19 protein-coding genes are annotated in these 21,256 nt (G+C 40.8%); 12 read left to right on the top strand and 7 right to left on the bottom strand.

Translation table 11 applies throughout. From position 1 onward, the window contains the following. Positions 1–838: 838 nt before the first annotated feature. On the bottom strand, positions 839–1,090 hold the full coding sequence (locus tag AACX33_RS24695; protein ID WP_227789327.1) for an HU family DNA-binding protein: 252 nt from the start codon (positions 1,088–1,090) through the stop codon (positions 839–841). 587 nt (positions 1,091–1,677) lie between these two features. Next, positions 1,678–3,681, bottom strand: a complete 2,004-nt coding sequence (gene mobV / locus AACX33_RS24690) for a MobV family relaxase (protein WP_339407301.1) — start codon at positions 3,679–3,681, stop codon at positions 1,678–1,680. Between the two features lie 891 nt (positions 3,682–4,572). Between mobV and AACX33_RS24685 the strand changes: the two genes are divergently transcribed. Then, positions 4,573–5,091 carry a hypothetical protein gene (locus AACX33_RS24685; protein ID WP_227789326.1) on the top strand — a complete coding sequence of 173 codons (519 nt, stop codon included), beginning with the start codon at positions 4,573–4,575 and terminating at the stop codon, positions 5,089–5,091. A gap of 183 nt (positions 5,092–5,274) precedes the next feature. On the opposite strand, the gene AACX33_RS24680 is transcribed toward AACX33_RS24685, so the two are convergent. From AACX33_RS24680 to AACX33_RS24670, 3 genes are all read right to left on the bottom strand, one after another. Beyond that, entirely contained in the window at positions 5,275–8,523 is a 3,249-nt protein-coding gene (locus AACX33_RS24680) for a plasmid replication protein, CyRepA1 family (RefSeq protein WP_227789325.1), read from the bottom strand. A gap of 320 nt (positions 8,524–8,843) precedes the next feature. Further along, positions 8,844–9,566: a hypothetical protein gene (locus AACX33_RS24675; RefSeq protein WP_227789324.1), complete on the bottom strand. Its 723-nt coding sequence runs from the start codon at positions 9,564–9,566 to the stop codon at positions 8,844–8,846. A 350-nt stretch (positions 9,567–9,916) separates the two neighbouring features. Beyond that, a complete protein-coding gene (locus tag AACX33_RS24670) occupies positions 9,917–10,090 on the bottom strand; it encodes a ribbon-helix-helix domain-containing protein (RefSeq protein ID WP_227789329.1) in 174 nt (57 codons plus the stop codon). A 143-nt stretch (positions 10,091–10,233) separates the two neighbouring features. Between AACX33_RS24670 and AACX33_RS24665 the strand changes: the two genes are divergently transcribed. The 7 genes from AACX33_RS24665 (at position 10,234) to AACX33_RS24635 (ending at position 15,014) form a co-directional block, all read left to right on the top strand. Beyond that, a complete protein-coding gene (locus AACX33_RS24665) occupies positions 10,234–10,740 on the top strand; it encodes a hypothetical protein (RefSeq protein ID WP_227789323.1) in 507 nt (168 codons plus the stop codon). A gap of 9 nt (positions 10,741–10,749) precedes the next feature. Then, entirely contained in the window at positions 10,750–11,526 is a 777-nt protein-coding gene (locus AACX33_RS24660) for a hypothetical protein (RefSeq protein ID WP_227789322.1), read from the top strand. Between the two features lie 183 nt (positions 11,527–11,709). After that, complete coding sequence (locus AACX33_RS24655) at positions 11,710–11,919, top strand: hypothetical protein (protein ID WP_227789321.1); 210 nt, start codon at positions 11,710–11,712, stop codon at positions 11,917–11,919. Positions 11,920–11,999: 80 nt separating this feature from the next. After that, a complete protein-coding gene (locus tag AACX33_RS24650; protein WP_227789320.1) occupies positions 12,000–12,683 on the top strand; it encodes a hypothetical protein in 684 nt (227 codons plus the stop codon). A 90-nt stretch (positions 12,684–12,773) separates the two neighbouring features. Then, a complete protein-coding gene (locus AACX33_RS24645) occupies positions 12,774–13,340 on the top strand; it encodes a hypothetical protein (protein ID WP_227789319.1) in 567 nt (188 codons plus the stop codon). Continuing rightward, a complete protein-coding gene (locus AACX33_RS24640; protein ID WP_339407297.1) occupies positions 13,333–13,575 on the top strand; it encodes a hypothetical protein in 243 nt (80 codons plus the stop codon). Before AACX33_RS24645 ends, AACX33_RS24640 begins: the two co-directional genes overlap by 8 nt. An 11-nt stretch (positions 13,576–13,586) precedes the next feature. Continuing rightward, positions 13,587–15,014 carry a hypothetical protein gene (locus tag AACX33_RS24635; protein WP_227789317.1) on the top strand — a complete coding sequence of 476 codons (1,428 nt, stop codon included), beginning with the start codon at positions 13,587–13,589 and terminating at the stop codon, positions 15,012–15,014. A gap of 121 nt (positions 15,015–15,135) precedes the next feature. Here AACX33_RS24635 and AACX33_RS24630 read toward each other — a convergent pair whose 3' ends face one another. Together AACX33_RS24630 and AACX33_RS24625 are read right to left on the bottom strand one after the other, a co-directional pair. After that, complete coding sequence (locus tag AACX33_RS24630; RefSeq protein WP_227789316.1) at positions 15,136–15,597, bottom strand: hypothetical protein; 462 nt, start codon at positions 15,595–15,597, stop codon at positions 15,136–15,138. Positions 15,598–15,686: 89 nt separating this feature from the next. Continuing rightward, positions 15,687–16,079: a hypothetical protein gene (locus AACX33_RS24625; RefSeq protein WP_339407295.1), complete on the bottom strand. Its 393-nt coding sequence runs from the start codon at positions 16,077–16,079 to the stop codon at positions 15,687–15,689. 686 nt (positions 16,080–16,765) lie between these two features. Between AACX33_RS24625 and AACX33_RS26555 the strand changes: the two genes are divergently transcribed. From AACX33_RS26555 to AACX33_RS24610, 4 genes are all read left to right on the top strand, one after another. Continuing rightward, a complete protein-coding gene (locus AACX33_RS26555) occupies positions 16,766–16,873 on the top strand; it encodes a recombinase family protein (protein WP_227789328.1) in 108 nt (35 codons plus the stop codon). Positions 16,874–17,466: 593 nt separating this feature from the next. Next, on the top strand, positions 17,467–18,366 hold the full coding sequence (locus tag AACX33_RS24620) for a nucleotidyltransferase domain-containing protein (RefSeq protein WP_227789314.1): 900 nt from the start codon (positions 17,467–17,469) through the stop codon (positions 18,364–18,366). Between the two features lie 177 nt (positions 18,367–18,543). Then, positions 18,544–20,157, top strand: coding sequence for a CHAT domain-containing protein (locus AACX33_RS24615; protein WP_227789312.1), 1,614 nt, complete (start codon positions 18,544–18,546; stop codon positions 20,155–20,157). Further along, positions 20,154–20,567 carry a VOC family protein gene (locus AACX33_RS24610; RefSeq protein ID WP_227789311.1) on the top strand — a complete coding sequence of 138 codons (414 nt, stop codon included), beginning with the start codon at positions 20,154–20,156 and terminating at the stop codon, positions 20,565–20,567. The genes AACX33_RS24615 and AACX33_RS24610 overlap by 4 nt, the downstream gene beginning before the upstream one ends. Positions 20,568–21,256: the final 689 nt, after the last annotated feature.

Raw genomic sequence — 21,256 nt, 5'->3', positions numbered from 1 at the left:
TTCCTGACTAATTCGCGTAAACTTTCCGCGAATTAGTTTTCTGACTCTATTTCTCCCACACTTTTACTCACTCTCAATCCTTTAAACCCTTATCTCAAATTGCTTTCGGCTTATCTTAGTGCCATTCCCCCATACGCCAAACCCTTCTTTTTGGGTTCAAGCCCCCATCAATTACCCTAAACCCAGAAACCCATACGCCAAACCCTTCTTTTTGACTGGTAAGCAGATTGCTTTTCCATCTGGTTGTGACTTCTTCTCCAAAGTATGTCTGCATATTGCTCGGTATTTCTTCGCAATTGGTATGTCACCACTATGGACTTTCTTTTTTCAAAAAAGCAATCAACTTTATTACTATCTTTGCCTCGTACTAAAGTATTAGCCCTTGCCCTCAAACCCTGATGATTTCGTTAATCGTCGTTTATTTGGGGATAAAAAAGTGAAAAATTTAACAATTCAATGGATGCGATGGCGTTTCGTTGTGGCGGAGGCGATACGCCTTTAGGCGTTAGCTTTGCTATCGCGCGGTGTACAGTGCCAGAGGCGATGCCGTTTCATTGTGCCGGAGGCAATTGCTTAACCATGATTTGACGTTTTAACACGATTAGTTGTCATAAATTGGTTCAAAATTCCAGTTGCTGCCTCGGCTGCTGATGTTGCTCCTGTTGCTTTAACTGCACCTGCTATCAACGGCTAATTCTTTGAGACACAAATAATAACTTCTCTGCGAAGCTTACCCCTGGCTCATCAAAGACTCAAATTTGTTGCTCCTGATTTTATCAGGCTGAAGGTTGAAAACTACATATTGACTGCACAGTAGAGATTTTATCTCCAGATGATGTTACGGCTTATAAGTAGATGCCCAACCAAACAACTGACGCAACCGTTGTGAGGGATTGAACTTGAACACCCAACACTCTCGTCCTGTTCTGACATAAAAAGTGCCGAAGTTCCGTAGAGAAACACTCTCGCCACGTTTTAGCGATTCATATATTTCTTCCAAGGTGGCATCAATAATTTCTTCGACTGTACCAGTGCCTTTGCTTAAGCGGTTCCCAACGCGCCGTGTCAGTTCCTTTTTATCAATAGACATCTTGAAGAGTTCCCTAAACACTTTTAAATATGTTTATTGCCAAATTATACTAACAAAAACTCATCCACGAGTTTTCAAGAGTTTCAACCCCAAATGATCTCTGGTTTTAGCTAAAACTGTCCCCTCTGAAAATGAAAACTTGTAGAAGAAAGTTGATGTCCCTATTTCTCCCAATAATTCCCAACAATAACCAAAGTCTCCCCATATTCTCCCACTAATTCCCAACGGTTTTTCAATCTTCCCCAAAATTTCCCAAAGTAGAAAATATTTAGCAGATTTATTGACTCAATTCTCATCAATCTCAAAACTCCCAATAATTCCCAAATCATCCCAGTGATTCCCCACTGCTCCCAAACATTCCCAATAATTCCCTATTTTTCCCAAACATTGAAATCCCTAAAATTCCAAAAAAACTACCGCACACTACGCCAAAAAAAAATGAAAGTTTTTTGAGCCAAAACTGAGAAAGAAAAAACAGCAGTCCCCAAATACTACTAAAACAATACATAAGTAATACAATTGAGACAATCAACTATTTTTTGAAATCAGCAGACCACTGGCTGCTCAAGGTTTGTTGATTGAATGGCTCAAAGTTCCAGTCCCTGCCCCGGTTGCTGATGCTCACGGCTCTGTTGCTCTTGGTACTTTCTCCATGCACAGAGCGTATCATTCCAATCTTTGCCTTTGGGTTTAACTCGCATGGCATGATCATGATGTAACTGTTCCATGATCATTCGTGCCGTCTCATTCCCGGCATGATCATTGTCATAAGCCACTTCTACATGGGGAACTGTTTGCAGAAATTCTACAGGCAGACTTTTAGGGCTATCCACTGCCATGTACATTGTCCTGGCTTTGGGTATTCCTTGCTGAACTTCCATTTCCAGAGTAGCGAATGACATTGCCTCAATGGGGGATTTACACAATACAACTTTTTCAATTTCGCCTTTTGGTTCTCCTCCCAGTTTTAAATGAAACCACCCATCAGTTCGCTTGGTTCCTTTCACATATCCCTGAAAGGTGTTATCTTCCCCTTGTGTGCCTCTCAAAAATGCACCTGTGGTTTCACCATCCAAATTCCGCATCAAGAACACGGCGTTTTGTTGCTCGTCAGCGTAAATTAAATCTTGCTCATGAACGGCTTGGATAAAACTGGGTAGTAATTCTCGCTTCTCGGTGAGGTAATTTTCGACTTTATGCCATTGACGCTCATCCGGTGCTGGGGTGACAAACTTGGATCTGGGTTCAAACTGTGCAAATTCAGTGGCGATTTTTTGAGCTTGAGCGATGACTGCCCTCCGTAACCCTCTTTCACCAAAACTATCATGTAACCAAGCGATCGCCTGGGCATAATCACACTGATTAACGTGCATCACCAAGTCAATTGCACCACCGCCGCCACCCTTCTGTTCACTGGGATGAAAGTCATAGAATTTGGAGCCATCTATATTTATATTGTTACCCTGGCCTCTCCATTGCCCTGGCTGATTATTCATATTGTTACCCTGACCTCTCCATTTCCCCGGCTGGTTATGGTCACGGTGTAACCCCAACTGCCAAGCTACATCCTCCAGGGGCAAGTCCCGCAACTGTTCTGCCTGCTGGTTCCAGACAATTTTCTCATCCTCCAACTCTCCCACTCGCTGTTCTAACTGCTGCCGCAGCTTCTCACTAGCATTAGCTTTCTGTTCGGCTGCGCGTAATTGTTCCAGTAACAGCCTGCGGTCAGCCAACTGATGATTAATATCTTGAATTGCTTTATCAGCCTTGATGCGTTCATATAATTGCTGTGCTGTTTCTCCTGGCTGGGGTGCAAATCTCTCTAGTTCCAAGCTCAGGGGTTCGCTGTTGACTGCTTGATAATATTTTTTAACTTTGGTGTGGGTAGCTTTGGAACCTTTAACCCCCCGTTCAATACCCAAAGGAGCTAGTGCAGCTGCATAACTATCTTGCAACTTGGATAATTTAATACTGGCTTGTTTGCCGTCACCCCCAAACATGGCCTTGTGGCTGAGTTGTTTGGTTTTGTCGTTGATGGGGATGATATAAGCATGAATGTGAGGGGTAACTTCATCCAGGTGCAATTCTGCCCTGACGCACTTATCACCGTAATTTTCAATTAGCCAATTTTTAGAGGCGTTGGCAAAGTCCAACATCCGATTATTATCCCACTCCCCAGCTAGTGATGGATTGTATGGGCGAAAATATTCTGGGGATGCGCTCAAAAATATATCACTACACAGCACTGCGTCTTTGCGTGGTTTGTGTTTTGTGCTGGTGGCTATTTTGGTTTTGACGATTTCGCTCAATGGTAAATCATCCAACTCTCCAATCAATCTGATATTTTTTTTAGTGGGGTCAGCATTTGGCGTATCTTGTAAACGAGCAGTATGTTTCTCGCTACTGCCTACATTGCTGAGAGATTTGAGTTTTTCAACGCGCAGAATTGCTAAGGCTACCATTGTTTTTATACTGTAGTCAGCAGGTGTGCTATCTTCCCCGAAGGGCTTACGCAACTTCTGCGTCCTGAGCGTAGCGAAGGATGGGCGCAGCCCACCCGCAGGGCGTGGAAGTGTAGTAAGTACCACCATTATCATGGTACACCTGCCCGAAATCCTTTTCCAGTAGTAGCCCACGGGGGGCTGTCAATGGTGCTTTGTAGGATTGTCTGGCATCTTGGGCGCGTTTAGAGGTGTTTCTTAATACTGGTCTACTGACTTTTCAACTGGCTAATCTAACGTAATTACAAGGGTTTTGGGCTATATTGTTATCAATAAGGCTAAATTATTGATAATCGTCAGGTGTTGTCGGATTCACTCAACTTTTTTCAAAGGCTGACACAAGTTTTTTGTAACCAAATGTATTATAAACGACTACAGAATAATTTTTGAACAGTTTTTTGAATTACATTTGCAACATAAATGTATTATACTTTTTAAGTCAAAATCTTCTAGTAAAAACGGCTGTAACTTTATCTGTATATGCTTTTGAGCGGTTTTTGACAAAAAATAGGAGGCGTAGACAAGGCATAAAAGTCTCAAAATATGTCGATTTTGGTGACTGTCTACGCCCATTGGGATGTCATGAAACCATGAGATTTTGGTTGAACTACTTTTTTTTGTTGCTCAACTACGCCCTTTTGGTATCTAAAAGCCCTTTTTTTGATAGTTTAAGGTGTGCCAGAGACATAGTATTAACTTACACAAAATTGCTACAGATAAACTCAAGTAACTCTATGTAGATTGTGTAGTTTAGTTGCCAATTTATTTGTCAGTCAACGAGAAACTATCTTGGCTGAATAAATTTACAGTTCAAATAAATTGAACAGGGTGTTATCAAAATTAGTTGTTAAATTCAGAAACGCTTAACAGGAAAATTGATTCTGGTTGCTCGGCAATAATTCCTTTGTTATTCTTTGAATGGTAGTGATGCGAAAAATTATCGCATCTGCATTCCTGTTATCAAGATTTTCAAATACAAATATGACAGATGCAAAACTCCAAAGAATTTCCATAAAGCGCTCAGAGGATAGCCTGGATGGACGGGTAATTAGCTACTTGCAGTCAGATCCTTTTAATCAGGATGAGAGTTTGACTGAGCTAGTTATGTCTACTCTCAAAACATATTGGTTGCCTTTGGCAATGTTTAATGAGGGTGTGCGTGGGGAGAAAATGAGGCAGATTGGCATTGTGGCGATCTCTAAATTAGAAGCACAAATCAGTAACATCCGGCGAATTTGTGGGATTGATATTGACCCTGTTTATGTCACACCAGCAGTTACTCATCAGACATCCATAACAGCATCAAACGATAACGCATCTGCCTTGGGGTTGATTTTAGATAATCAAGAAATAAATAACAACGGTCATAAAAATGCTCAAACCAATAATGAGGATAAGGCTGATGATGATTGGGATGACGATGACGATTGGGAATTAATGAATCTACCACAGACTGAAGAAGAGAGAGACGCGAATCGAATGCTTGGTTTTGGGCAATAAACGAGAGAAAACCATGACTGAAAAGCAAAATAAATCAAAAAATGTCTCGAAACTGGTCTTGACTTGTGATTTAGGTGGGAGTCAAACCAAAGCCATCTGCTTGCAGCAGCGCTGAGTGCAAAGCACACGCTCCGCGGTAAGCGCAGCTATGCCCGTCAGGGCTTTACGCGATCGCACTCCCAACTAACAAATAGAAATATGGGAGGCATTCCAGACATATTGATCAAGCCCGTTCCAGAGCGTAACGAGTCCTTTAAAAGTCCCACTTGCCAGCACTTCAGCCCTGTGGAGGACTGCACCCACCCAATTTTGCCCATCCCATACAAAGCAATTTTTGGGGCGGTTTATGTCCTGATGTCTCGATACGTTCTGATGTTGCGTTACCTCCTGATGTAGCGATACGTCCTGATCACTATTACTAATATTAGAAATTTGGGACGGATTTGGTATAGCGTCGATACAGTTTTCCCTGTGCTTTGTATCTGTTAGATACCATTTCTCAAAAATCTGCTCACGTCCATCTTTTAGCCCTGAGACTTGGTATATCCACTGGCGATGCCTTCCGCCAGCGCTGCTATCCCCACTACCCTCACGGCCAATCCTGGTTAGGGTCAATCCCAAAAGTTTGAGAATTTTCCTGAGAATCTGTAAACCGCTCATATCCGGGTGAAGCTTCCCAATGAACATCCCCACATCGTATAGATTGCCCTTGACCTTCTGGCTCATCTCTTTTAGCAGCTCGTGGGATTCGGTCAGTTTGTCTAGTTGTAAAATTTCTGGGATGTTTAGCGATCGCAATAAATTCAATTTGGCAATTCGTTGATTGCGGTTAAAATCTGGCAGGAAGACTGAACTTTCATCTTTAATCTTTTGCGCGGGCTTCTTATCTTTCTCAATTGCCTGTTCAAATCCCATCGCCAAATAATAATGCAGCCGCAACTGGGGATAATAGCCGTCATCATCCTTGAGGATTAGATCCGGCGTGGCCTCAATGCCATAGCGTTTTTCAATTGAATATTTTCGTTCTCGTTGTCGGTCAAGTTTCGTTTTGGCCTTCTGGTTCGCCAGTTGCTGGTAGCTCAAATCATTCAAATCCGATATATCAATAGCGGCGATATCCTCTCGCTCTTGCGAGTAATTCTCATCTCGGAGGGCAGTTACTTCTTGCTGGGTTGCCATGTCGGCATCGTTCGATTGATTGACGATTTTGTGTCCTTCTTTCATCAAATTTTCCAGAATGATTGACCGATAATCTGCCATTTCGTGATTGATTCTGCAAGCCATTTTGGCGTAACAATTCAAAGCAGAATCATTCGTATTAATCCCAGATTCATCAATGTCAAAACCAGCGCTGCGTAGTTGATTGAGATGGATTTTAAATTGCTTCTTATTCCCTGAAAGAATACTATATAAAGATGCAGATCCGTCGCCTTGCCACGATAAACCACTGCGAGCTATCCAGAGGTGACGAGGGACATTATCCCGTAGCCTGATTAATTGCTGGCGGACTGCATTCTCGGACTGTACCCCTTGGAAACAACCCCATACACCAGCAAAGTGATTTCTCACGTCGATGCTAATCCCAGTCCCCACGGATGGGGAAATGATTATATTATCGTATTGGGTGATGATGCTGTTAATTTTGGTGATGCAGCCGTAAGCGGGATGATCCGGATCTGCTATGGTTTGCGAGTCGATTCTTAATGTTTTTAGATGTGGAAATTTCTTGATTAGAATTGACTCAATATTCTGGGTGGAAAATTTACCTTTAATTTTTTGTGAGTCCGTCGCCACAAGAACTTTATCGCCTTTGTCAACTGCTTTGAGCAAGTCGCGTAACCAGTTGACGGGGCTGGCTTCATCATAGTTAGTTACCTCGTAACCGCCCTGATTGTATTCATTGTTGATGAGATAAAAATCATCATCTCGGCATCCTGTAGCTTTTTGAATGAAGTCGAAAGAAACATCTGTCAAGTCGGCATCTAGCCCTAGAATTTTGTCGGCATTGAGTAGGAGTAATTGCAGTTGCTTTATGACTTCAGTTCGGTGCTGCTGTACTTCTGTGGAGGAGCTTAACAAGTGCCAGAGAGTTTGCTCGATTTCGTCAATGATTACTGCATATTTATTGGTTAATAAATGTGTGTCGTGTTCCACGTCAAATTGACCTTTACCCTGACCGTGTAGGGAGTCGATGACGATGCCAAATCCTTTGTTGCGGCTGGCTCGACCACTGCCAACGTCATCAATATATGGGATGTTCAGCCGACCGCATAATGCTTGACAAAGTTGGATTCGATGCGAAATCAAATAAACGCTATAACCCTCACTGACAAGCTGTTCAACTAATGGCTTGAGTGATTCAGTTTTACCTGTACCTTTTGGGGATTTGACCCCGATAATTTTTTGGGGGATGTTGGTGAAAATATTTCCCAAATATTTTTGATTGAGGTTAAGATTTATTTTTCTTGATAGTTTGTAGAAACTTTGAGTCTGCCAAGTGGCGATGGGTAGGGCAGTGGCGATAATTTTCTCTACAGCGCTCTGTCCGTGAGCAACTAAGACATCATCAATCCCTTTTTCCTGATAACTCCAAGCGCAAATGTTGACTTGGCATTTCTTGGCTTTGAGGAGCTTGGCAGTGCCATGAGTCGCCTTCCTAACATTTAGTCTGGTTGTGGGTTTGGGATCATTGTCGAAACAAATATTTATTTTTCGTTTTGGGGTGGCGAATAGTTCAATCTCAGGGATTAGCCTATGTTTTTTGTGGTTGGTTTCGATTTTGCGATATGCGCCATAAATGCCAGGGAGTCCCACAGCGATCGCGCCGCCAGATAGTAAAGCGCCTGCTTTCTTCGCTCCTTCACAAAGGATGATGGGCAGGTTGTTGATGTGTACCCACTCCCAGAACTGGGAACAGTTGCCAATGGGGATGCCATGCCGATCCGAGATCGCCTGCCAAATCCGCACCGGAACCCGCAAGAAAAAAGCAGCTGTGGGAACAGATGGGGGATGCTCATATTTAATGGGCTTGTTTTTCTTCGGGTCAAGCCTTGGTAAGATAGGTTTGAAGCATCCCCACCGCATCGGCTCATAGTTGTTAGTGGGGTCAATTCCGGCACACCACCAACCGCCTTTTAATGTGTGGGAGTAGCGGCGGAGCAACCTGTTAACTTCCATTGTCACGTATTGGCTGCTGTGTGGTGTTTGTTTGCCCTCGCCCAATTTTTCTAAGGCATCTTCCAATAAATATTCGTGGGTGCGATCGCCTGTCAAAGTTTTGACATTAAGACAAATAATTTCTGGGTCAACGCCACTGTGGAGCCATTCTTGCCAATCTTTTAGCTCAATGTAAGAGGGGCATTTAAGTTCAGTCTGTTTAGCTGTTGGTGGTTGTGGTGCTTGTGAGTGGTAATTTTGCTGTAATTCTGACATTTTGTCCATCCTCCTTGATGTGTAGTGGAGGAATTGGAGCTATCCGGTGTAGTAATCTTATATACAAGCTTTTGAAAATATAAACAGATAAAATTCCTGAATTGCTCTTTCTATCTGGGTGGCCAGTGTGATAATGGCTTAATTTTCCAAAAAGTTTGATAAGATCATTATTAGGGATATGAATCACAATTCGTTATAGATGTGAATCACAATTCCAACCGGGATATTAATTAGGCCGCGAAACCCAATTCCCAATTCCGTTTGAATAAACTTTGAAAACCTTGCTGTCTCACCGGGACGCGGGGTTTTCGCAATTTATTCTATTCATACTTGGCTAACCAAGCCCTGACAAACTCGATCACTTCCTCCGACTGAATCACAAAAGCAGTCCCTTTTCTCCTAAGAGCCAGAATTTTCATATTTCCTATCTCCGAATAAAGATGATTATTGTGGTTTTCAACCGCCTGAGTTGGAGGCCATAAGACTAAAACTTTGGCTGTGGGTGTTTTTGTTGCCTCCCTAGAAGACATCGCAAACAAGCTGCGGTTTTTGTCAAGCCACTTTTCGTAATCTCCCAACTCCACTAGTGGGCAGGGATTCCATATTTTTAGCCCATGTTTATCTTTCCTCTTGACCTGCAAAACCTCTCTGGCTTCGTTGTAAACAATTTGGGTGTCTCCTTTGGATCTAATAGAGATAAACAGGTGAGTTTTCCGGGGAAACCTAATGAACAAGTCAATAGGATTCTTGTCCTCAATCTTCAGCACCGGAAAGACTTGTATACCTTTGCTTTTAAACTCCTTCAGAAGTAGGGCTGTCAATTTTTCCAGCCGTGCAATCTTCTCAATGCGTACTAAAGGCTTGTAAGCCCACGCAAAAAGAAGCAAGCCAGCAGAAATTACAGCGCCTGTAGCCAAGGCAGAAGCACTAACCGCCAGAACCAGAGCTGATTCGGCATTTTTCGCCTCCCTAAGCATCTCTAACGCCGGTTCATTGTGCGGCGGAAGTTGTAAATCGCTTGGTTGGTCTTTCATTGCCAACATTGGAGACACCAAATATTCAATATAATACTACCTCTACTGATGGTAATCCTTGACACGGCATTTTTGACCAAATAGCCATTGATATAGATGAAAAATTAAATATGTTTTGCAATTGGTTAGCGATGGCGCGGAACGCACCTGGACGAGGCAATTGCTTATGTCGTTTTCGTTTGTCCACCGAGGGTTAATCGCTTTACCAGTTGTTTCTACGATGGTTCCCAGTTGCCATACTGAGAAGTTTTTAATTTCCCGCAGTACAAAGAAACAAGGATTCAACCTTCACGGATATATCAAGAAACTGGATTCAACCTTCGGGGATACATCAGGAAACTGGATTATGGTGCAATGTGCTATTTATTATCAGTGTTTGCCTCATTCCTAGCCTTCAAAGCTTCACCACAGAGATGAACCACTTGCTGGCTAAAGTTTCTAGTCTCTTCCTTTGATAACCGTTCAATAGTGTCGTACATCTCTTCAGGGAACGTGACCGTTTGTCGTTTACCTTTGTATCTGTCGCTTGTCATGTCTGTCATCTAATAGAGCCTCATCTCATCGTATAGCACCAGTTGTACCATTGCTTTGATGATATTGACATCTAATAACATCTATTGTGTTATAATGACATCAGGAAAGCATTCAAAGTAACGGGAGTATCCAAAACATTGACATGGCAAGTAAACAGTATTGCCAGAAATTTAGACAGCTCAAGCAGATATACTGCAATGTTTACGGACAACAAATATCAGACCTTACTTGGTATCGCCTAACCGCGCAGCTACGCCAGTCCTTAGCTTTTGACGTGACTAGCGCTAATGCCGAGGTAATCATTAAAACCATTGCTAGCCTGAAGCGATCGCATAGAAACTTTCGCGTAAATTCTGAAGACTTCGCCGAGTGCTGGGCATTGTTTCAGCACTACTACCAGCAAAAAACATGGCTAACTTGTGCTGAGTTTTTAGCAGATTTAGCACCAAGAATAGACCTAAGCCAAGTATCTAGAACATCTAGATATAACTGGTTTGTTAATGCTGGCATTCCTTACAAAGCCGAAAAAAAGTATCAAACTTCTGACTTGGCATTGGTAGCATTCCAAGCGGCTAAGTGCATCAAGTCTCGTGAATTAAAGCGTGTTGAAAACGCAGTTAAAAATATCAATTCACTTGTCATCAAATAGGAGCAAACAATGCCTAATTTTTACACCAATTGCAAAACCCGACTGAACAAGCAAGGCTACAAAGCCACTAAAGCTGAAATCTTGTTAGCCGCCGAACATCTAGAAATTGATGATATTGAAAATGCCACGACTGAGAACATTATCGCTGGTGTTGAGTACCTGATCTGCAAACAATCCTCAGAACTAGCAAATGTAAACAACAATGTAAACAGTGTAGACACTGCTGATTGTGTAACCGAGCTAGAAGATAATAATACCACTGATGAATTACTCCACATTGAAGAACCGGAGACTGGAGAACTAGAGACTGGAGAACCGGAGATAATCGCCCCTCTGAAAACTTCTACAGAATTGGATACAAACGCACCCGAAAAACCAGAAGAGGAAACACCTCTAAGCAGTGGATTAACTGTTTCTAGTGCCGACAAACAAGCATTAGTGAGTACCCAGTCTATGGCACTTGGTTTTGAGTTGAGTGAACAAGAATGTTTAGTTGTTGCTGACTCAGTAGATGATGTTTTCTCTGATTATTCATCATTCTTAAATAGCGTTACCAGCGCCATCCGTGGTTACATAGACCACCGATTTGATGAAGTAGAAACTGCTCTAGATACTAATTCATTGCAGGTGCGAGAACATATAGCAGATAGGGCAACTAGGCTAAATCAAAAAGTTAATAATTTTTCCGGCAACCTCAAAGCGGATCTAGGAGGTATCCGCCAACAAATCAAAAGTTCAAAAGCCAATATCCTCAAGCGATTTTCACTCCCCAGTCAAGCAAGATAAGCAGTTTGTTCTATCCGTTAAACCATCGACTGCTGTTAGTGTCATTCTGATAATTTCATCCCTTGCTGCTGCACTCTTAGCCTTTGACAACTACCGATTTAGTAGGCATAGAGTCACCAAACCAGAGTACAGAGAATTTCAAGATCCTAATATTTACTTGGAGGTTCCCCAGTGGTTCAAAAAATGACTGAAAGTAAGGAACTGTCAACACTAATTAACCAATCCCTAGCGCTAATTGACCAAATCCAAAAGCACCCAGACTTTCAAGCAGTAGAGTACAGCCCAGACCTAACTTTAGGAGATGCCCAGCAAGCATTTCTTGAACTGCGTTGGCAGACTTTACCACAGTCCCAACCAATTCAAAATTGCTCACTTCAAAACTTAACCACTTGAGAAAGTGCGATTCCTACGGAGTGCATTACCGGAGGAAATCGCAAATAATCCATATAATTTTCACCCCAATATTACCAGCAATGACTAAAAAATTACTCAAAGCCGCAAAATCTCCAACACTCAAGAACCACGTCCAGCCCAAAGCGAAACGTATTAGCTCCATCCTGAAAAACAAGTTTGGTGTCGAATTATCAGACTTTGATGCTGCTTTAAACGGTGATGTCCCAGCTGCCCAAAAAATAGGAGAACTAGCAAGACAAGGTAGTTTAAGCGCTGAATTTGCACCTAAACTAGCCCAATTGTATGAGCAAATTATCTCTGGCACAGAGGCATACAATCAAGCTGTAAGCGATATTTTGGTTCAAGCTGGTAAGTCAGCAATCGCCATTGATAAAGCCACCATGAAAGCCACCCTCGAAAACACCAAATATGGTCATTCGCGGAGCGAGTTAGCGGCTGAATTTGTTGCTTCTAAGTCTGCGGAATCACAACGCCACAAATACCAGATGAATTACACCCAGATTAAGGGCTATATCGATGCACACTTGGTAGGAATCGACCAAAAGACCAGTTTATTAGAACAATCTAACCGTCCCGAAATCAAACAAATAGCAGCAGATGAACAGTATGAAAAGAAGGAATTAAACGAAGCATTGAATAAAGGAGACAAAGCCAGATATGACCTGATACCTGAGAAAGACTATCAATCATCTCCAGGACTAAAAGCTAAACTCCTCCAACTGAAAACTGCACTAGGTTTCTAAGCAATAAATAACCCCAGTCGCCTATCGAGTTGACCTTTTTGAATTGATTTGACTGGGGTTTATGTATGTAACATTCTTCCCTATCCTACTATGCAGCCTGACCACCTTGATGAACTGCTAGATACTGAAGACTCAGAACCAAACCAAGACACAGCGCGATATCTGCAATACATTGAAAATAAATTGTATGAAGAGATAGAAGCGCGTAAACGGCTTGACAGTGGGGTGTTATTTCTAGTCTGTCAACTTGGTTCAGTCAGTCTCAGTTGGTTCTTATTTACTCTACAAGTAAGTATTAGTTTAATAGTTGCAACTTGTATTATTTGTGCATTGCTTCCTGGACTTATCGATGCTGGCGAAAGCTTCAACTTTGAATTAAGTTCCGAACGCTGGGAAATTCGCCACAGTAAACCATTGGTGGCAATTTCAAAACTTGCCATTGGTGGGGTGATTTCGTGGCATAGTACGCGAAAAATTAGCAGTGCAGTCTATCAAACCCATGCAGCCATTAAGGAAACTTACAGCGAGATTAAAGCGGCTGAGTCCTTGGGAGGAGGGTTTCAGGTTCCCGGTTTAGAACTATTAATAGCTGGTGTAGTAGGGGTGGGGTTAATAGCCTTTTCAAACATGAGGAATAAGGGGAACTCAGATGTATAGAAAAAACGGGTTTTTAAATAAGTTCATAGGGGTGCTAGTGTTCATCGTATCCGCCAATTATTTAATCATGGGATTGTACGACACTGGATACAACTTGGCATTACTTGCAGACTGGATGCGTGAAAACCAAATAGATAGAAGCATTATTAATTTCATCAATGCTGGCATGATTCACATTGAGTTAATTATGATTGTGAGTTTTTTATTGGCTTTGTTGTTTGTATGGATGAAGTGAACAATTGAACCATGCAAGAGATAGAACAATTCAACCACCAACTGAAAGCACAACGAAGAACAGCCACATTCTTATCAACTGCTTTGTTTATTGGTGGTGTTTCGTTGTGTTTACCACTGTTTGCAGACACTACAAAATATTCTGAGACATTATTCTGCTTTAATCCTGATACTGACGTGTGCGAGGGTCATCAAATCAAGCGGGGGATTAGTTGGATAATTGACCGAGAACGGCGTAACTTTACTTTTGATAACAAGGTGAAATTCTTAAGGGTACTTCCTCCAGAATCGCCTAAAGCGCCCCTTTATGGTGTACTGGGAACTGTTCTTTTAATTGGTGCTTATGGTGTAAGTAAATCACTCACAGATACACAAGAGAAAGCAATTCATAGTCAGTTCGCACTGTTAAAAATACGAGCGCTAGAAAATGACATTTATGTTTCCAATCACTTAGACTTAACTGCATACAGTAAACAGCACCAAACCCAAATAACTAAGGAGATAATTGCACGGGATACGGCAGGGGCAATCGAACAATTGAAGACTGAAGGAGAACAGCAACTAGACCACATCAACGGACAATTGCAGGGTGAAGTTGCGTTAAAATCGCATCAACTCCAGTTATCAGAACTGGACAAAGAAACCGCAAAAAACCACCTTGAAACAGCCGAGATTAACCGCAAGCTTGACAAACTGAATAAATCGACGGGTGACACTGGTACTGCTACACAAACACCCAACGACACGCTAAAGAATACCCTGATAGATGCCCTAAAAAGTCACGAAGACGGGTATTTATGGACAATCATAAACAGCTTAAAACCATTATGGTTAATAGGGAACCAGGGGAGTGGTAAAACTTACACAGCCGGAGCGATCGCACTCATCAGAAAATACTGCCTAGATGCCTCAATTTATCAATTAATCGACCGTCACGCCACTGGTGACAATGCGGATGTATGGAAACTGCTAGAAGCCAGCAGTAAGGCAGAATCAGAGGATGAAATCAGCACAGCTTTTGAAGATTGCTGTGATAGGTGGCTGCAACGGATTAAAGAAAAACCCACCAAAAAGCAACAGGTGATTGTGGATGAATTTACAAATCTGAAATCACTTTGTGGTGAAAGCGCGATCGCATTCTTCAAAATGTCCCTCACCGACACCCGCAAAGCCAAAGAATACCTGCTAGGAATAACCCATAATGCTACCAATGAAAGCTTTCCAGATGGTACAGCATCAGCACGTAAAGCCGGAACTATCCTACTTGAGAAGTTTAGCGCCAACGGTGAAACACCACTGTCTAGGGTAGTTGTCCGCTATGGTCTTGTAGATGAAAATGGCAATAATTTAGAAGATGTTGAACACTCACTACCAAGCTGGATGCACCCTGAGCGCATTTACCAGCACTTCAACGGTAAGCCAATCAATTTTGAAGATTAACATAACAAACAGAATTTTTGACTGCTGAAACCCTTTGTATTCCAAAAATAGCCTCTGCTGACAGTGATAGCACTCAAAAATCACTTAGACTAACCCACTCTGCCCTTGTAGGATTAATAAATCACCAACTTCTATCAGTACCAATCTCATGGGCATCCACTTCGATAAAGCAGTAATCCATGTCAGCATGAGAGTCCATTTCCCGAAACAGGTCATAAACTTGTTTCTCCAGGTCTTCATCGCTTTCATAGGGGATGCTGATCATATACTCACAGCCATTTGGAGTGGTTTTTTGAGCATTGTAGAAAGCAAGGCAGAAACGCTCGATATGCTCTCGCACTTTCTTTTTGCGCCGAATAAATTTATTATTATTTTCCACTCGCAACCACAGCCGAATCTGTGCTGATTGCTTGACTACTCCAGAGTCAAGTCTTGCCTCATTCACCAGTAGGGCATTTGTTTCATTTTGTATAGACGCTTGTATAGATGCAGGTGTGGGAGATTCGCCATCAGTGGTCAATTCCGTAATAAACGCATCCAACGCCAAAGCAATGCCGTCTTTCGACTCAGCACGTTTTGACACCCGCCAAGATTGAAGAATTTCATCGCGTATCGCCTGATAATTTGGATGTACTGATTTCTGTTCAAGCCTAGAAGCCTTTAGCTCTGCCTCTAGGCTGTCAACTTTCCCAAAGCTATCTGTAATTGTCTCTGGAACTCTTCAATTTCTCTCTGTAACTTCTCTACCTCACCGTTAGTTACAGGTACTTGCTCTGTAACTATAGTCTGTAACTTCTCAGTTAACCTGCGGGCGATATCCTCCAGGTGAGACACGGTTAAATCCTGTTCAGTGCCGATGTAAAATTTAGCCAGCTTGCCGCCCTGTTTGCGGTAGCCATACCAATAAGATGCTTTGCCCTTACTCCCCTGCTCTTTCCTGACTGTAAATGCTTTTTCACTCTTTTTGGGAATATAGCGAAAGCTCTTGGCAGTATCCAACCACTGCTGCCACTTTTTCCAGTCGTCAGTTATATCAATGCAGCCAAATTTGTTAGTTGTAATCATCCCTAAGCAGACTGTAGGGAGGGATGAAATTCTACCCATTGTTTCTCTCTGTAACTACCTGTAACTAATCTACCATTAACCGAGGTGTTAAGTAGCGTAAAGTTTAGCCAGTATTACCATCAGGTAGATTGTGGCAAATTGGCAGCCAAAATTTGTCGGTGGCAGTTTTAATTGAGATATCAGCAGGGTCACTGAGACAATCAGCTTCGTTCTCCGAGGGATGGATTACCTCTAGTCTCAGAAATCCCACATAATTGCCAGTTGCTAACAGAGTGCTGTAGAACGCCGATATATGGTTGATACAGGTAGCTACAGCACTCTGTCACCGCTTCACGACAACTGGCTAGAAATTAAACCAAAACAACATAGGTTGAATTTGAGAATAGACTTAGCTCTATGCCCAGTGCAGAGATGACATAGATTTATCTATATGTGCCAGTTGGCTGTGTTTTTTGTCAACTTCTAAAGACCCTTAACAGTTGACACATAGACAAACATCTATAAATAAGTGCAATTATTGCTCTACTCCCCTATAGATGGCAATTTTGCAGAACCTAAAATAGCTGTAATTACTACTGCTCAAAGGTTTTTAGCCATCACTTTGTACAAATTATAAAAAAGATTGTACAGACACCACAAATCAGGGAAGTCTTTGAGAGCGATGGCGTAACCGCCCGCCGGAGGCGATCGCACAATATCTGAATGAGAATGGCTACAAATCAAAGCGGGGTAAAGACTGGCAACACACCAGCGTCAAGACAGTTTTGGATCGTCTCTACCAAAAAGCTGCATGACTAAACATACCACAAATTAAAACCGAAGCCCTTCTAGGGGATTCTAGAGGGGCATTTTTCATGCTCATTTGCTCTCCAGTTACACTGACAGACTCAATTAAAGCAAATACGGTAAAGTTCTCTATAGCAGCTAAATACAGCTATTGTAAGTTATAATTCTGTTTAACTCCCCTATATTAAGTACTTTCACGGTAATTATCTACGGTAATTGTTTATTTAATAATATACTTATGCCGATGTAAGTTAACTGTGATACAACTTAAATTACTTATTTGTTACTCAATAATGGGACTTAAACATTTTTGAGGAAGAAATAAGCGTAAAACCAATGCTAGGCAAGTACAATACACAAACAAAATGCCGAAAAAGACCTAAAACTCAGATATATCAAAAAACTAGGCAAAGTGACATCAAACTCGCTGTGTATATACATTTGAGTTATTTAGGGGGTATTTTTTATCCAAGTGTCAATAAGTATTGTGTCTATAGTTAGATACTTGTTGACACTAAGTATTTTCTAACCAAGCGGCTGGTTCGTTAGCGTGGGACACAGACAAACTTTTTGTTTAAGCTAAAGTTATAGGATATTTTTGATGAGTACTGTAAAGCCTTTTCACAGAGCAAAGCCATTTTGTCCGATACGCTCAAAAGAAGAGTATTTCCTAGCTGTGGAATTATTCAAAGATACCATTCTTAGTCAAATTGCTGACAAAATATATTCGCTCATTTTATGTGGAAGTTTAATCAAGAATACGTTGACTCCTGGTTGGAGCGATATAGACATAGTTATAGTAGTTAAAAATGAATCAGATGTTATCAACTTATCAATTTATCAAGGTATTGCTCAAGGTATTGCTGAAGTTGAGAGACTCTATGGAATTCCAGTTGGTATAGACCTAATTACAAGCAATGAAATACCAGGCAAAAATATATTACATAAAATTCTCGGAAGACCGATTAATCTTACTTATCAAATGCTGACATACTCTCATATTTTATATGGAGAAGACATATTATCAAATATTCCAGATCCAAATACTAACTTGATGATCTTAGAACAATATCTAGCTATATTGTCATGCGCTCATAACTATCGCCGTTTCTGTTGTCAGAATGCTGTAGACGGTATAGACAGAAAATATTTTTTGTCTATCATCCACTATGGTCTCAAAATCTTATTTAAGATAGTAGAAACTTTGTCAGACTTCTTTGATGGTAAGTTAGTAGGTTACTCTAACTTACTAGTCAATTTGGAAGGATTTTTACCAGATAGTATCCATGAAAAAGTGGTATCATTAGTCATTCTAATCACAAAATTTTCTGAACTTAATTATCTAAATGAAAATGAGCTTAAAGAAATTGCAGAAAATATTTCAGAAACGATTGATTTACTCGTTCATTCCTCGAAGGAAATATTTGAAGACAAAATAAAATATATTACAGAATGCTTGAGCCAAAGTAACGATAATAAATACTCCCAAAAACCCCATTAATTCTCCAGTATGAGTATTCCTATTTTTCTACACTTTCTTGGGCGAGAGCTTTTAGAGTCATTAGACTGTAATTTATCAGTTGCAGAAAATTCTAGTCTAGCAGTTTTGTCTACTCTATTAGCTTCAACTACTTCTCCACTCTGTTGCCCACTTGCAACATTGTGGGAGAGTCCTCTCATGTTGGGGCATAATGGCAAAATATCTAACTATGCAAAAATTTTGATTAAAATTTTTGAAAGTGAAAACTTTCATGCTTTCAGCAGATTTACAAACGTTGACAGCTATCTGGAATCAAGGATTCAAATGTATAAATTCGATAGAAATCGATATTCTGTTTACTTTGGCAGCATTCAGAAAGAACTGTCTATTATACAACCTACTGATTATAAAATATCAGACACAACAAAGGTTATGTCTGATAGGATGATTTCTTGGTCAAGGTTTCTGCAACAATCAAAGTCTTTAGAAACTAATAGATATTTATCCAATTTTATAGCTTCAACAATTTCAAAAAAAAATGATAGAGCTGTAACTTTTGCTTTGTTTAAATCTGAATCACGACAGTATAACTTACCTGCAAACTACTTAAGGGCAATAAGGACTAGGCTTAACTTTGAATATATAAACCATTACTTAAATGTTACTGGGGGAGATATTCCTACAGGTGTCCCACTCTGTGAAGTTTACGATGCTCTATCTCGGCATTTTCCTCATTACGATTTCAAGTTACTTCAACGGATAGTAAAGTCATCCTTTGGGGAACTTATTAATTCCACTATTCCAGTCATTGAACAGTTTACTAAACTGTTAGAATTAAGGTTTACTCAAGAACATATTGAATTTGTTTCAGCGATTGATAATTTATTTGACTTATTAGAAAACTGCCAAGAACAACTATACCAAGCAAGACCAAAGTTACGTCCTGAAAATATCTCGGCTCACAGGATGCAATTGATTAGTGTAATTTCTAGACATTTTGAGAAAAAGCCAAATAGTCAAATTAGAGCTTCCAGTTTTCTTGAAGCTGCTGAGACTATTTATAGTAAATTACCTAGAATACAAAAACAGCTACTTTTAAATAAAAATTTAAGTAGAGTTTATTACATCTCACCACCTTCAAGTATTCGCGCAGAAGAAACTGATTTAGGTAAACAAACTACTATGCCTGAGCAGCAAAAATATCAACAAAAGCAAGTTAATATTTTGTTTCTTGCAGCTAATCCTAAAAATTCGTCTCTTCTAAGGTTAGATGAAGAGATAAGGAGTGTGGATCAATTCTTAAGAGCTTCGGATTTTCGTGACAGATTTACCCTAAATCAGCAATGGGCTGTCCGTATGACAGATTTACAGGGCTATCTTTTACGTTATAAGCCTGATATTGTTCACTTCAGCGGTCATGGTTCTGACAGTCAAGGAATCATTCTTGAAGATGGCTTTGGTAACAGTCATCCAGTTTCGGGCAGGGCTTTGAGCAGTTTATTCTCTGTTCTCAAAGATAATGTCCGATGTGTTGTTATGAATGCTTGTTATTCCGATAAGCAAGCCCAAGAAATTGCAAAATACATAGACTGTGTGATTGGCATGTCAGAAGCTATAGGTGATAAAGCTGCTATTAATTTTGCAGCAGCATTCTACCAAGCACTAGGGTACGGCAGAGATATAAAAACAGCTTTTGACCTTGGATGCATTCAAATTGACATTGCAAATTTAAGTCAGCAAGATATTCCCAAGTTATTAAGCTTAAAAAATACAGCTAGCGAGATTGTGTTCACTGAAGGAAAAATTTCATGAAACCTTTTCATCTAGCCATTTTAGTGAGTAACCTTGAAAAAGCACGAAGTTTTTACAGTGGTGTACTTTGTCTCAAGGAAAAACGCTCTACACTGACCTCCATACATTATGATTTCTTTGGACATCATCTCGTACTACATGAGTCAAGCCTGTATCAGGCAATGGCAATTCCGAAGCAGGTGAAACTTGATAGTTTTTCATATCCTCATTTCGGGATAGTTTTAAGTTTTGACGAATGGGAGTCTTTGAGACAGCACTTAGAATCTGAAAATGTAGAGTTCTTCATTCCTCCCTGTAAGAGGTTTGTTGGAGAAAATCATGAGGAAAATGTTATGTTTATTCTAGATCCATCACAAAATATTATAGAAATCAAACATTACACTCAATTAGCGGGAACTGATTGGCTGTAAGTATTGTATTGCGCGGCATAAGCTGTAACACTACCCCTAACATGGCGTAGATAGAGCGAAGCTGTCACCAAGGGCAAGATAGGCTGAAACTCTTGATATGTCGGTGGAACCATAAGATTGCCGTTTTGGTACGCTTATGTATAGCGAACTGCAAACATAAACGCTTCAAACTGCAAACAAGGCGATTTTGAAACCACATTAAGGGTCTTGGCAACTTTTGGTGATCTTGGTTGGGGCAAAGCCGACGGCAGGAGGAAGGAAAAAATTCCCACAATTGAAGCAGTGCAAGGATTACAGAACATCTGCATCACAAAAAAACTGTAAGCGATCGCCCGTCTTGGTCACAAGTTTCAAGAGGATAAAAAAACGTCTTAAAACCTTCTGCCCTCTGCCTTCTGCCTTAAAGTGCGTAACTTTCAATGATCACCAAAATCTGACAAGAGCCGTTATGGGTTCTTGGCAACTTTTGGTGATCTTGGTTGGGGGAAGGCAGACGGCAGACGGCAGACGGCAGAAGGAAGGAGGAAGGAGGAAGAAAGATATAATCGAGATACTTCAAACTTGTGATTTGAAGGAACAAGTGAGCTTTTTGGCATAGATATGCTTCAGAAAGTAGATGTCCATCTTATGGGTCAAAAAAACAGTCAAAGTAGAAAATTAATTTTCCCATGTAATACACGGTAGAAATT

This window comes from Nodularia sp. LEGE 04288 (genome assembly GCF_963896525.1).
Taxonomy (GTDB): domain Bacteria; phylum Cyanobacteriota; class Cyanobacteriia; order Cyanobacteriales; family Nostocaceae; genus Nodularia.
Note: the sequence above shows the minus strand (reverse complement) of the source record. Positions and strands in the feature narration are given on the sequence as shown.

Bases quoted from the DNA above. Each gene is read 5' to 3' on its own strand.
- AACX33_RS24685 (WP_227789326.1), top strand. From the start codon at position 4,573: ATGACAGATGCAAAACTCCAAAGAATTTCCATAAAGCGCTCAGAGGAT.
- AACX33_RS24660 (WP_227789322.1), top strand. From the start codon at position 10,750: ATGCCTAATTTTTACACCAATTGCAAAACCCGACTGAACAAGCAAGGC.
- AACX33_RS24670 (WP_227789329.1), bottom strand. From the start codon at position 10,090: ATGACAAGCGACAGATACAAAGGTAAACGACAAACGGTCACGTTCCCT.
- mobV (WP_339407301.1), bottom strand. From the start codon at position 3,681: ATGGTGGTACTTACTACACTTCCACGCCCTGCGGGTGGGCTGCGCCCA.
- AACX33_RS24695 (WP_227789327.1), bottom strand. From the start codon at position 1,090: ATGTCTATTGATAAAAAGGAACTGACACGGCGCGTTGGGAACCGCTTA.
- AACX33_RS24680 (WP_227789325.1), bottom strand. From the start codon at position 8,523: ATGTCAGAATTACAGCAAAATTACCACTCACAAGCACCACAACCACCA.
- AACX33_RS24625 (WP_339407295.1), bottom strand. From the start codon at position 16,079: ATGATTACAACTAACAAATTTGGCTGCATTGATATAACTGACGACTGG.
- AACX33_RS24635 (WP_227789317.1), top strand. From the start codon at position 13,587: ATGCAAGAGATAGAACAATTCAACCACCAACTGAAAGCACAACGAAGA.
- AACX33_RS24675 (WP_227789324.1), bottom strand. From the start codon at position 9,566: ATGTTGGCAATGAAAGACCAACCAAGCGATTTACAACTTCCGCCGCAC.
- AACX33_RS24640 (WP_339407297.1), top strand. From the start codon at position 13,333: ATGTATAGAAAAAACGGGTTTTTAAATAAGTTCATAGGGGTGCTAGTG.
- AACX33_RS24650 (WP_227789320.1), top strand. From the start codon at position 12,000: ATGACTAAAAAATTACTCAAAGCCGCAAAATCTCCAACACTCAAGAAC.
- AACX33_RS24620 (WP_227789314.1), top strand. From the start codon at position 17,467: ATGAGTACTGTAAAGCCTTTTCACAGAGCAAAGCCATTTTGTCCGATA.
- AACX33_RS24610 (WP_227789311.1), top strand. From the start codon at position 20,154: ATGAAACCTTTTCATCTAGCCATTTTAGTGAGTAACCTTGAAAAAGCA.
- AACX33_RS24645 (WP_227789319.1), top strand. From the start codon at position 12,774: ATGCAGCCTGACCACCTTGATGAACTGCTAGATACTGAAGACTCAGAA.
- AACX33_RS24665 (WP_227789323.1), top strand. From the start codon at position 10,234: ATGGCAAGTAAACAGTATTGCCAGAAATTTAGACAGCTCAAGCAGATA.
- AACX33_RS24615 (WP_227789312.1), top strand. From the start codon at position 18,544: ATGTTGGGGCATAATGGCAAAATATCTAACTATGCAAAAATTTTGATT.
- AACX33_RS24655 (WP_227789321.1), top strand. From the start codon at position 11,710: ATGACTGAAAGTAAGGAACTGTCAACACTAATTAACCAATCCCTAGCG.